Raw genomic sequence first — 12,682 nt, 5'->3', positions numbered from 1 at the left:
TTCCCCTTGACCTTTGGCGCTGGTCTGGTAAAGGTGCGGGTATGAATGAGATAAAGAAAACCATACCCGATTTTGAGGGCAATCCCGAGATGGCCATGGCCGACGCCTTTATCCGGCAGACCGGCAGCCATGTCTTTCTGACGGGCAAGGCCGGCACGGGAAAGACCACTTTCCTGAAGCGTCTCAGAGAAACCTGCCCCAAGCAGATGGTGGTGGCAGCCCCTACCGGTGTGGCGGCGGTTAATGCCGGCGGCGTCACCCTCCATTCATTTTTTCAGCTTGCCTTCGGTCCCTATATCCCGGGCCGGACGGACCAGGACAACCGGCGGTTTTTTCGGGTTTCCAAGGAAAAAAAACGGATCATCAAGGGGCTGGATCTTCTGGTCATTGATGAAATTTCAATGGTCCGGGCCGACGTACTGGATGCCGTGGATGAGGTGCTCAGGCGGCTGCGCAGGAGCGACGCCCCCTTTGGCGGGGTACAGCTTCTGCTCATCGGCGACCTTTACCAGCTGCCGCCGGTGGCCAAGCCTGACGAGTGGCAGCTCCTTGAGCCCATGTATGACTCCGTTTATTTTTTTTCCAGTCGGGCGTTGGCCCAGAGTGAACTGGTCACCATTGAGCTGGAGAAGATTTACCGCCAGTCAGATGAAAATTTTATCAATGTACTCAATGCCGTGCGGGAGAACCGGGTGGACGGCCATGCCGCAGAAATGCTCGGCCAATGCGCCAGGAAACCCCTGCCTGACCGCGGGTATATCACCCTGACCACCCATAACCGAAAGGCCGACGCCATTAACCGGGAGCGGCTGGCCCGCCTCCCCGAGGCGGACCGGGAGCTTCTGGCCGAGGTGACCGGGGAATTCCCGGACCATGCCTTTCCCACCCCGGACCGGCTGGTGCTTAAAAAAGGGGCCCAGGTCATGTTCCTGAGAAACGACCCCACCCCGGACAAGGCCTACTACAACGGCAAGATCGGCCGGGTGGCCAATATCATCGGGGAGCGGGTGTTTGTCTCCTGTGATCCCGAGGAGGGGGACGGGGGGCAGCCGGTCCACGTGGAAGTGGAGCCGGTGGAATGGGAGAACATCGCCTATACGGTGAATGAAGAGGACCAGACCATCCGGGAGGATGTCATCGGCCGGTTCCGCCAGGTGCCTCTGAAACTGGCCTGGGCCGTGACCATCCACAAGAGCCAGGGCCTGACCTTTGACCGGGCCATTGTGGACGCAACCGATGCCTTTGCCCACGGCCAGACCTATGTGGCCCTGAGCCGGTGCCGGACCCTGGACGGGCTGGTGCTCTCCTCCCCCATGCCTGCCCGGGGGCTGGGGGCTGACCCGGCCGTGGCCGCCTTCATGGCAGGGGCCGTTCGGGGCCGGGATCTGGAGGACCGGTTCCGGGCGTCCCGTATTGCCTGGCAGCAGAACCTGTTGATCCAATGCTTTGACTGCGGATCATTCCGGGGGCTTTTTCATTATGTGGTCCGGCTGCTGGAAAACAACCGCAGTGTGGTCAGGGTATTTGGCATACCGGATATGGCCGCTTTCAAGTCCGCGGCCCTGGATCAAATTTTTACGGTCAGCGAAAAATTTCTGAACCAGTTGCGCGGGCTGATGGCATCCGGGGAGGTGCCATCCGAGTCGCCGGCCGTTGCCGAGCGGACCCAAAAGGCGTCAGCCTGGTTCGGTGAAAAATTCGCTTTTGTATTCGGCGAATTTCTGGAAAAGGGCGGCGTGGAAACCGACAACAAGGCACTGGCCAAGCAGATCAACAACGGCCTGGATAATTTGAAACAGGAAATTGCCGTTCGCCGGGCCGGAATCCTTTCCTGCGCCCGGGGATTTTCGCCGGACGCCTATCTTTCTGCCGTTTCCCGGGCCGGGGTGGCGGCCATGCCGGGAAAAGGGGCCCGGAAACAGAAAAAAGGGCCGGATTATACGGAGCTGGATATCCAGCATCCCGAAATGTTTAAAACCCTTAAGGCGTGGCGGTCGGAAAAGGCCAAAACCTTTGGGGTGCCCCATTTTCACATCCTTCATCAGAAGGTGCTGGTCCAGATCTGCGTTGTCCTGCCCGCCACCGAATCCGAACTGATGGCCTTAAAGGGGGTGGGACCCGGCACCATGGAAAAATACGGGGAGGATTTGCTTGCCATGGTCAATGCCTATCGGGAGGAAAATAAGATCACAGAAGTGGCCCCCCCGGAACCCAAATCAATTGAACCCTCTGCAGGCGGGGAGGACACCCCCCCAAGGCAAAGGGAGGACAAGCCCAAAAAGGAAAAAGGGCCGGGCACCAAAGCGGTTACCCTGGCTTTTTTTTCCCAGGGCATGTCTGCTGAAGAGATTGCAGAGGAGCGCGGTCTTGCCTTTAGCACCATCCATGGCCACCTCTGCCATTACGTTGAAACCGGTGAACTCGACATCGACCGCCTGGTGGCCCCTGAAACCCAGGCCGCCGTTGAAGCGGTGGTTTCGGACGGGCTCTCCCTGACCCAGATCAAGACCCGGCTGGCGGATGATGTCTCCTACGGGGAGATCAAGGCGGTGCTGGCATACCGCAGGTTCATGGCGTCCCCCGGGCAGGATTAATGAATGGCCTCTGGTGCCTGCTGGACGCCAAGGGATATTGTCTGTGGAATCATTTGCCTGGAACAGTCATTAATGGTAAAGCATTTTGAGTGCGGCTATATGTCCAATCCATTAATTTAGCGGGGCGAAAATGAAGACTTGCCTGAAGGTGGCAATCCTTTTGGGAATCCTAAATTGTATTTTGTCTCTGTATTCACCGGTGTCTGCCCGGGAAACGGTCCGGTTTGTTTATTTTGATCAGTTTGAACCCTTCAGCTGGTGTGAAAACGGGCAGATGAAAGGGTTGTTCGTTGATGTCGTCAATATGGTGTTCAAGGAACTGGACATGGATGTTGACCACCAGGGGTTTCCATGGAAAAGAGCCCAGCTCATGGTGGAACACGGCATGGCCGACGGGATGTGCACCATCAGTACCGCCAAGCGGCTGAATTATACCCTCCCCACGGCGTACCCCGTGGTCCAGATGGACTTCAAAATATTTACGGGGGCAGGAAATCCCAGACTGGATGCACTTAAACGGGTTGAAACCCCTAAAGACCTTGAAGGGTTCCGCCTCATCGACATTCTTGGCAGCGGCTGGGCCGAAACCAATCTAAAGGGGATGGATCTGAGTTTCGAATTGACCTATCCGGCGATTTTCAGGTTATTAAGGGACGGGATATACGATGCCGCCGTCCGGAACAATGTGCAGACCCGGTATCTGATAAAAAAGCACGGATATGCAGATGTCTTGCTGGAACTGCCCCGGCCCATGAACAGGACGCCTGTATCCTACCGGATGCTCATTAGCAAGATATCTTTGTATTCAACCTTAATTGACCGGATTAACGGCGTACTAAAAAAATTAAAGGATGACGGCACCCTGGTCAGGATTTACGACCGCTACCGGTGATGACAATAAAGCCCCCTGATCCGGCATGGACGGCCAATGGCCGCCGGTTATATCTGAAGGTCCGCAGGCGTTACCTGGTTCCGGCCCTGTTCTTTGGCTGAATATAAGGCCTTGTCCACATATTCGACGAATAGGTCCGGGGTTATTCCATCAAAAGGAATAATTGATCCTGCACCCAGGCTTAGGGTGACATGGTTGGCCGCCCTGGAGGTTTTATGGGCAATCTTTGATGCCACAACCGCCTGACGGATGTTTTCAGCCACGGTGAGGGTGCCCGCCAGGTCCGTGTTGGGCAGAATGACCACAAACTCTTCTCCGCCGTACCGGGCCGCAACGTCTCCTGAGCGTTTCAATCCCCTGCTGATGGTTTCCGCCACCTGCTTGAGGCAGGTGTCTCCCATCTGGTGACCATAGGTATCATTAAAGGATTTGAAAAAATCAATGTCCATTAAGATCAGGCCCAGGGGCTTTTTTTCCCTCAGGTGCATGCCCCAATCCCTGTGATATGTTTCGTCGAATTGACGCCGGTTGTATATTCCGGTCAGTCCGTCCGTTGAAGAGGCGTGCTGGAGTTTCAGGTTTGACTCGATCAAAAGATCGGTCTGCTCCACAATGGTGTCCATCATACCATTAAGGCCCCGGGCCAGAACCCCTATTTCGTCGGACCGGTCTACCTCGGCTCTGGATCCGAAATCCTGATTCTCTTTGATCTTTTGTGTAAGTTCCGTCAGGAGTGAAATGGGGGTTAAAATAAAAATTTTCAGCAGCACCATGACGATGGACAATACGATGAGGCTGCTGATGGTCATCAATATCATGCTGGACCGGACCGCAACGAATCCTTTTTCAGTTATTTTCCTGGCAAAGTCCGTTTTAACAATGAAGGCCGGTTTGCCATCAATCCCCGTGTATTTTGCGTACATGGTGACAATATCCTCTGCCATTCGTATATATGTTCCGTTTTCTGCATCAATGGACAGAGAAAGCGGGGTAAATTCGCCGTCCCCATCCCGGGAGGCCGGCAGGATGATCTGGAAATCAACCCGGATCTGGGATTTGATCGATTCAATCACTTTATTTGACAGAAACCGTCCCATATACATGGTTCCCTTTGCGGGGCCCTGGTTGGCACTGGTTAAAATGGGCCTGGACGATATTATCAGCGGTCCGTACTCTGAATTATAAACACCCTTAACTCCCTGCCGGGAGAGGGGTTTTTCTGTGTCAAAGGGAAAGAGCCCATGGCCCGGGTGAAATATCTTGCCTTTGAAGTAATCCAGTTCAATTTCTTTGTGGGTTTCAGGGGCCAGGATTTTGTTCCAGACCACCCGGTTTTTATCATCAATGATGATGATCAGATCCAGTTTGTTTAAGGTGTAGGTGTCGATTAGCAGATTGCTTTTTTCGTAGAGGGGATTGTGGTCCTGTGCGTATTGGTAGGTATCGGTCCAGGCCGCCCAGTCAAAGCAGACCTGGTCGATGTAAAGGATTTCACTGTCAATGGCCTCTTTACACCGTTCAAGGTCATTTCTGGCTTCGTTCATTTCAAGTTCGATGAAACTGGGATAAATAATATAGTGCTTGATCATCAGATCCAGGGCGCCGAATGAAATGAAAATACCCAGAATGATCAGAAGTGCTTTCGCCTGCAGTGACGATTTGATGAATTGCATCATAACCTTACGGGTGAGTCTTTTTTTTGGGGTTATCGTCAATTCCATGCCCGGGAAAGGGGTGTCGCCGGGTTAGGATTTCATAGTCGCATTGAAAGATGTGCGGGTCAAGTGATTAGCCGATTATTCTCGTATATCCATTATATTTTATTTTCTAATTATACCGGATGGATTATAAGGGAAGAATTTTATTGGTAGATAAAGGAGAAGGAGTCATGAGTGAAACGAGCCGCCCAATGGCGGATTCATTCGGCACGGCGGCATACGGCGGCGATGGGTGGTCTCCCAGAACCGCCTCCCATGTACAGGAACTTGGATCGCTTTGGGCCGACTGCGGCATTGACAGTGAGTGGCGGCCCCTGAAATCCGTGTTGGTTCACCGGCCGGGCGGGGAAATGGATATTCCTGAGGAAAAAGTCAATGAGCTTCAGTTTGCGGAGCATCTGGACCTGGGAAAAGCAAGGGCAGAACATGATGAAATGGTGGCGGTATACCGGAGCCACGGCGTCGCTGTCCACTACCTGGATGCCGGGCCCGGGGTGACGCCCAACCAGCTTTACTGTGCCGATCTTTTTGTCATGACGCCCCAGGGGGCCATTCTTGCCCGGCCGGCCTCCACGGTAAGGGCCGGGGAAGAGGTCCGGGTGGCCCGGACCCTGGCGGAACTGAATGTGCCGGTGATAAAGATTCTGACGGGCCGGGCTGTTTTTGAGGGGGCGGATCTCATGTGGGTGGACGGGAAGACCGCAGTGATCGGGCGGGGGCTCCGGACCAGCCCGGCGGCCATTGACCAGATCGGCACCCTTCTGGGGGAGATGGGAATTTCCCTCCATGCCTTTGATATCCCTTACGGGTGTATGCATTTCATGGGCATGATGCGCATGGTGGACCGGGATCTGGCCTATGTCTGGCCCAGGAGAACCCCTAACGGACTGGTTGAACTGCTCCGGGAAAGGGGGATTGAGGTGCGTGCCCTGGCGGATCTGGATGAGGCCGTGGGCAATATGGCCTTTAATTTTACGGTGCTGGGGCCCAGGAAGATCATGCTGCCGGCGGGCAATCCCAGGACCCTGGCCGTTTATGAAGGCCAGGGCCTGGAATGTATTCCGGTGTCCGTGAACGAACTGCGGAAGGCCAATGGGGCCATGGGATGCATGACCGGCATCCTGGGCCGGGAAAAGGCCGGGTTATAACCGGATAATCTCCGGGGCCTGGCCGCAGTGTTCCAGGAATTTAACCAGGTCCTTGGGGGTAATTGTGGTGGTGGCGGTGTTGGTGAGGGGGTGGAAGTTGACAAGATCGTTTTCCATGAGTTCCTCATCCAGAACGACTTTCACCTCCCGGTCGCCGATGTTTACGGCGGCAAAGGGGGTGACGGCGCCGGGGATCATGCCCAGGACCTCCATGAGCAGGTCGGGCTTGGCAAAGGACATATTGTTGCCGCCGATGAGCTTGCCCACATCCTTGATTCGGATGGGTTTCTCCGCCAGGGTGACCACCAGGAAGAGTTTCTTTTTTTTATCCTTGAAAAAGAGGTTTTTTGAGTGGGCCCCTTCTATGCCTTCGCTGTGCTGTGCCGCTTCTTCCACGGTAAACACGGCGGGGTGTTCGTGGTTGGTGTAGGCGATGCCGAGGTCGTCGAGTATTTTCAGCAGTTCTTCCTGGGTCTGTAACATGATGATCCTTTCATATTCGGGTTAAACATAATTGACGTAAATCAGCCTGGCAATGGTGAGAAAAACCATGGTCAGGAAAATGGGACGAATAAAGGGGGTGCCCCGCTGGATGGCCATGCCCGAGCCGATGCGGGCGCCGATGACCTGCCCGCCGGCCATGACCAGCCCCACGGTATAGAGCACGTTGCCGCCCATGATGAACAGGCTCAGGGCCACGATGTTGGAGGTGAAATTCATGATTCTTGTGGTGCCGGTGGCCCGGGTCATGTCCATGCCCAGCAGGATGAGCAGGGCGCCGGTCCAGAAAGAGCCGGTTCCCGGACCGAAAAATCCGTCGTAAAACCCCAGGCCCAGGCCGAAGATCATGAAAAATAAATGTTTTCCCATCCTGGCCCGGCCCGCTTCTTTGCCCAGGTCCTTTGCCGCCAGGGTGTAAATAAAGACAAAGAGCAGCATAAAGGGGATGATGTGGCGGATAAAATCCGCCTGGATCTGCTGGATGGCCCAGGCCCCGGCAACGGCCCCGGCAAAGGTGAAACCGATGCCGGACAGGTTTTCTTTCAGGCCGACCTTGCCCCTGCGGATGAAGTTGAGGGTGGCGGACAAGGTGCCGAAGCTGCCCTGGAGCTTGTTGGTGCCCAGGGCCAGCTGGGGGGGCATGCCCGTGGCCAGAAGCGCCGGCAGGGCGATGAGGCCGCCCCCTCCGGCGATGGAATCCACAAAACCGGCGGCAAGGCCGGTGAGAAAGAGCAGCACATATGCAAACAGGGAAAGTTCCATGGGAGCCTTTTTTATTTAAGTTCGACCAGCAAGGATCTTATTATGCCTTTCTCTATTTGGGGTCAAGGTTAAAGAGGATATCGTTTTCCAGGTAGACCTGCTCCAGCTGTTCCTGGTAGGCCCGAAGGTCTTTTCCCTTACGGTTGGCCAATTCCTGCACCAGATACTGGATGACGGCCAGCATGCCGGACACATTTCCGATGAAGGGGATGGATTTGGCCGGCACCACCAGGGAAAGATGGGCGAATTGAATCACAGGGCTGAGGTTGGCATCGGTGAGGGCCAGAAGGGTATGTCCGGCCCGGCGGATCATCTTGCTCAGCTTGATCAGTTCGTTGGGGTAGCGGGTGGTGGCCGTGAGCACCACCAGGCTGTTTTCCGGGGCGTTGGTGAGCATGTCCATGGCCGTGGAGTCGGAACCCTTGATGATGTGTACCCCCCGGCGCACCTTGGTCATGGACCAGCCGAAATAATAGGCAAAGGTATAGGACAACCTGGAGCCTGTGAAATATATGGTCTCTGCCTTTTCAAGATGGTCCACGAATTGGTTCATCCGGTCCACATCTATGTTTTCGTATAAGTATTTCAGGTTGTTCAATTCTTCCAGAATGCCCCGGTGGAGGCGGGTGACTCCCGGTTCTTCCACATCCTTTATGTCCAGCCGGTCGGGCAGGGACATGCCGGTGTTGACAAAATCCTTCAGTGCGTCCTGGAAATCTGAGTATTTTTTATACCCCAGGGTGGCCACAAAGCGGACCACGGTGGCTTCGCTGGTATGACAGGATTCGGCAAGCTCCTTGGTGGTCATGAAAACCACCTTGGTGGGGTTGTGGATGATAAAGGTGCCCAGGGCCTTGGCCTTGGGGGTGAGGGTGTCCAGCTTCGCTGAGATTTCAGTAATTACAGGATGGGATGCTGATTCATTCATATATAATTGCCTTTGCTGCAAAATAATTATCCAATTTCATTGGAAAAATACATCCCGGAGACCAGGGTGTCAAGACCAAATGAAAGAAAATCTTTCATTTGGTCCCTGGGTGATTTGAATGTTTTTCTTTCTTGGATATTCGTGTCATATGCGGCGAATCCTGGGAGAAAAATATCTTTAATTTTTAGGCAATTTGATTTATAGAGCATTTGCAGATTGCGAACCGTGTGGAACGGTCCGGGAACCAGGGGCATAATGACTAACATGTAAGGAGAGCGGAATGTTGAAAAAAGTAAAAATCAAAACCAAACTCATAACGGCTTTCATCCTTGTCAGCCTTGTTCCCCTGGCCCTTGTCAGTGTCGTCGCCGTGAACCGGGCGGCCCGGGGACTGGAGGATGAAGTGGTTGCCAAATTTGCCGCCATCCAGGAGACCAAGCGCAACCATATAAAGGATTATTTTTCCAGCCTCCGTACTTCCATGTCCGTCATCAAGGACGATCCCTACCTCAAGAATACAATGATAACCCTGAGTGATGCCTACGGGGAAAATAATGATCTTGCACAAAATGATACCTGGCAGACCCTGGTCAAGTTCAAGGAGGAACCCATCAAGGCCATGGTGGACAAAAACGGGTTCTATGACCTTTTGCTGATATCCGCCGAGGGCAATATCATATACACGGCGGCCAAGGGGGCGGATCTGGGCATGAACGTAGCCGGGGCAGGTCTGGGGGACGCCTTTGAAAGGGCGGTTCAGGCCGATGACAATGCCGTGGTGCTGGCGGATTTTTCAGCCTATTCCCCGTCCAACGGAGAGCAGGCGGCTTTCATGATGGCCAGAATGAAGGACCGGTTTAAGGGCGTCATCGGATACGCGGTTGTGCGGATTCCGGTTGACCGGTTCAACGCCATCATCCAGCAGCGGACCGGCATGGGAGAGACCGGGGAAAGCTTCCTGGTGGGGAAGGTACGGGGCGAGGCCAGTCTGCGGTCTGACCTGGTGCTGAAAGACGAAAAGGTGGGCATGGCCAAGGCCGCTCCCTATATCGACCGTGCACTGAAGGGGGAATCCGGCTCACTTATCGTAACCGATGAATCCGGTAAAGACGCCTTTGTACGATTCGACCATGTGGATATTCCCGAGGTCAACTGGGCCATGATTACCACCGGGGCGGCCGATGAAATTTTTGCGCCGGTCCGCACCCTGAGAAACACCATGATCGGTATTCTCCTGGGGGTGACGGCGGTGGTGGTCTGCATCGCCCTGTTTGTGACCTCAAGGATCATCAGCCCCATCAGAAACACCGTGGCCATGCTCAAGGATATTGCCCAGGGGGAAGGGGATCTGACCCGGCGCCTGGACCAGTCCAGCGGCGATGAAACCGGTGAAATGGCGTCCTGGTTTAACCTGTTCATGGATAATATTCAGGAAATCATCACCCGGGTGCTCGGGGATGCCACCACCCTCAATCAGGTCTCAACGGGGCTGTCCGCCGTTGCAGGGGACATGACCGATGGGGTGGCCAATATGTCGGGAAGAACCGGGCAGGTATCGGGGCAATGCGCTGACATGAGCCAGAATATGAACAGCGTTGCCGCAGCCACTGAGCAGGCTGCCGGAAATGCAAATATGATTGCTTCGGCCATTGAGGAAATGACCGCCACGGTGGGGGAAATCGCCAGGAATTCCGAACAGGCGCGGCAGATAACGGGGACAGCCGTTACCCGGGCGGGAGAGGCCTCGGCAAAGGTGGATGCCCTTGGGGCTGCGGCCGGGAAAATAAGCAATATGACCGAAACCATCAACGATATTTCGGGTCAGACCAATCTGCTGGCGTTGAACGCCACCATTGAGGCGGCCCGGGCCGGGGAGGCCGGTAAAGGATTTGCCGTGGTGGCCGCTGAAATCAAGGGGCTGGCATCCCAGACCGCTGAGGCCACCCTGGAGATCAAGCAGCTGGTGGAAAGCATCCAGTCCGCCACCTCGGATACGGTTGTCCAGATCCAGGATATCACCAAGGTCATTGACGAGGTTAATGAGATTGTTGAAACCATTGCGGCGGCCGTGGAAGAGCAGTCTGTCACCGGCAGGGAGATCTCTGGCAACGTTTCCGGCGTTTCCGAGGGGATCCAGGAGATCAATGACAATATCAACCACAGCTCCGTATCTGCCGATGCCATCGCCGGAGATGTCAAAGAGGTGAGCAAATCCGTGGATGAAATCTCCGATTCCAGCCGCCAGGTCCGCGCCAGTGCCGACGAACTCTCCGGACTGGCGGACAAGCTCCAGGAGATGGTGGGCCGGTTTAAGGTGGAATAAACATATCGCCAGCCGGCATATCGCCGGCCTTTGAGTCGTATGAAACGGGAGTACCATGGTACTCCCGTTTTTTTGTGATTTCTGTTCAATGATTTTTTGATTGATGAGCGTTCCGGGTGCAATGGTGTTGGCTCTTGTATCCCATTAATTTTTCAGGAGGTTGGCCCCGTTGGCGGCGGTGGCTGAAATGTAATGAAAGTTTTTCTTTCATCATGAAAGAAAAATCTTGACAGAGTTTCTTTCATCAAGTATTGGCTATTCTTGGAGGCATAAGACAACAATCACCTAAAAGAAGAGAAGGCCAATGTTTGGAAAAAGCAAACCCATGTGGGGAGAAAGGAAAAAGCTGAAGTCCAGCTACGATGTCGTCCTCATCGGCGGCGGGCTTCACAGCCTGGCAACTGCGTACTACCTGGCGAAAGAACAGGGCATTACCGACGTTGCCATCATTGAGAAAAATTACATCGGCTACGGCGGCGCCGGTCGGAATACGGCCATCGTCCGGGCCAACCAGAGGACACAGTACAATGTGCCCCTGTACAAGGAAGCCCTTGATCTCTGGCCGGTTCTGACCAAAGAGCTGGATTACAACCTCATGTTCAACAACTGCGGCAATCTGAACCTCATGCACTCCGAGGCCGCCATGAAAGCCGCCAGAATGACCATCGCCACGGCCCAGTTCCACGGCGTTGAATCCCATCTCATCGACGCCAAGGAGGCCAAGGAACTGGTGCCGGCGCTGAATATTTCCGAAGACATTACCTATCCCATCCATGGGGCCATGTTCCATCCCCCCGGCGGTGTGGTCCGCCACGATGCCGTTGTCTGGGGGCTGGCCAAGGGCGCGGCCAAGCTGGGGGTCCATATCCACCAGCAGACCGAGGCCACAGGGATCAACACCCGGAACGGCAAGGTCACCGGGGTGGTCACGGACAAAGGGACCATCAACTGCAAGCAGGTCCTGGTATCGGCCGGCGGGTATTCCGCATCACTCATCCACGGGTTCCTGGGCATTAAACTGCCCATCTCGGTGCTCACCATCCAGGCCATGGTCACCCAGCCCCTCAAACCCCTTCTCAACCATGTGGTCTCATCCGGCGCCTACCACTGCTACGCCAACCAGACCCTTAAGGGCGAAATCGCCACCGGTGCCCACATGGACCAATGGCCCAATTACACCACCCTGAACACGGCCCATTACATAAAACATCAGGCTGAGGCCCTGTCGGAATTTCTGCCTGCCCTGCGCGGCCTGAGGTTCATGCGGATCTGGGGAGGGCTTGCCGACATGACGCCTGACATGGCCCCCATCATGGACGGCAACGAACAGATCGAAGGCTTTTTCATGGACTGCGGCTGGGGCTACTTCGGCTTTAAATCCTGTTCCGCCGTGGGCAAATACATGGCCCAGTTCATGGCCACCAACGAGTGCCCGGACATGCTGCGCCCCTTTAACCTGAAACGGTACCAGGAGCACAAGCTCATGGGCGAAACCGCAGCCCTGGTCAATTACACCCCGGACAATTAATCGGACAAGAAAGAAGGAGATATAAAATGGCTTTAACACTCACATGTCCGATCTGCGGAAAACGAAACGGATATGAATTCAGATACGGCGGGGAAGAAAAAGGCCCCAGACCCGAAGAAGAAGGGATGACCCCTGAAAGCTGGTGCGAATATGTGCACCTGAACGAATGCAAGGCAGGGGTTCAGGAAGAGTGGTGGTTTCACCGGGACGGATGCGGATCCTGGTTCAAAACCTTTCGGGACACCACCACCAATCTGGAACAACCAACACCTGCCCGGGAGGAATAAG

General features: G+C 54.8%; 10 protein-coding genes. 6 read left to right on the top strand and 4 right to left on the bottom strand.

The window, feature by feature from the left end:
* The first annotated feature begins 41 nt into the window (after window positions 1–41).
* Together HUN04_10660 and HUN04_10655 are read left to right on the top strand one after the other, a co-directional pair.
* Complete coding sequence (locus HUN04_10660; GenBank protein ID WDP90140.1) at window positions 42–2,594, top strand: AAA family ATPase; 2,553 nt, start codon at window positions 42–44, stop codon at window positions 2,592–2,594.
* A gap of 181 nt (window positions 2,595–2,775) precedes the next feature.
* Window positions 2,776–3,486 carry a transporter substrate-binding domain-containing protein gene (locus HUN04_10655; protein WDP90139.1) on the top strand — a complete coding sequence of 237 codons (711 nt, stop codon included), beginning with the start codon at window positions 2,776–2,778 and terminating at the stop codon, window positions 3,484–3,486.
* Window positions 3,487–3,533: 47 nt separating this feature from the next.
* Here the strand turns inward: HUN04_10655 and HUN04_10650 are convergent, their stop codons facing one another.
* Complete coding sequence (locus tag HUN04_10650; GenBank protein WDP90138.1) at window positions 3,534–5,162, bottom strand: diguanylate cyclase; 1,629 nt, start codon at window positions 5,160–5,162, stop codon at window positions 3,534–3,536.
* A 233-nt stretch (window positions 5,163–5,395) separates the two neighbouring features.
* Here HUN04_10650 and HUN04_10645 point away from each other — a divergent pair, with 233 nt between their 5' ends.
* Window positions 5,396–6,352, top strand: a complete 957-nt coding sequence (locus tag HUN04_10645; protein ID WDP93247.1) for an amidinotransferase — start codon at window positions 5,396–5,398, stop codon at window positions 6,350–6,352.
* On the opposite strand, the gene HUN04_10640 is transcribed toward HUN04_10645, so the two are convergent.
* The 3 genes from HUN04_10640 to HUN04_10630 are packed head-to-tail and all read right to left on the bottom strand — an operon-like array spanning window position 6,347 to window position 8,543.
* On the bottom strand, window positions 6,347–6,835 hold the full coding sequence (locus HUN04_10640; protein ID WDP90137.1) for a prolyl-tRNA synthetase associated domain-containing protein: 489 nt from the start codon (window positions 6,833–6,835) through the stop codon (window positions 6,347–6,349). The genes HUN04_10645 and HUN04_10640 overlap by 6 nt on opposite strands.
* Before the next feature lie 21 nt (window positions 6,836–6,856).
* The gene (locus HUN04_10635; protein ID WDP90136.1) at window positions 6,857–7,615 is read right to left on the bottom strand and encodes a TSUP family transporter; all 759 of its coding nucleotides are present in this window, start codon (window positions 7,613–7,615) and stop codon (window positions 6,857–6,859) included.
* 52 nt (window positions 7,616–7,667) lie between these two features.
* Window positions 7,668–8,543, bottom strand: a complete 876-nt coding sequence (locus HUN04_10630; protein ID WDP90135.1) for a MurR/RpiR family transcriptional regulator — start codon at window positions 8,541–8,543, stop codon at window positions 7,668–7,670.
* 280 nt (window positions 8,544–8,823) lie between these two features.
* Between HUN04_10630 and HUN04_10625 the strand changes: the two genes are divergently transcribed.
* The 3 genes from HUN04_10625 (at window position 8,824) to HUN04_10615 (ending at window position 12,681) form a co-directional block, all read left to right on the top strand.
* Window positions 8,824–10,866, top strand: a complete 2,043-nt coding sequence (locus tag HUN04_10625) for a methyl-accepting chemotaxis protein (GenBank protein WDP90134.1) — start codon at window positions 8,824–8,826, stop codon at window positions 10,864–10,866.
* A gap of 304 nt (window positions 10,867–11,170) precedes the next feature.
* The gene (locus tag HUN04_10620) at window positions 11,171–12,394 is read left to right on the top strand and encodes an FAD-dependent oxidoreductase (protein WDP90133.1); all 1,224 of its coding nucleotides are present in this window, start codon (window positions 11,171–11,173) and stop codon (window positions 12,392–12,394) included.
* Window positions 12,395–12,420: 26 nt separating this feature from the next.
* Window positions 12,421–12,681, top strand: a complete 261-nt coding sequence (locus HUN04_10615) for a sarcosine oxidase subunit delta (GenBank protein WDP90132.1) — start codon at window positions 12,421–12,423, stop codon at window positions 12,679–12,681.
* Window position 12,682: the final 1 nt, after the last annotated feature.

It is taken from the genome of Desulfobacter sp. (assembly GCA_028768525.1).
GTDB lineage: Bacteria > Desulfobacterota > Desulfobacteria > Desulfobacterales > Desulfobacteraceae > Desulfobacter.
This window is presented reverse-complemented; position numbering and strand designations above follow the sequence as displayed.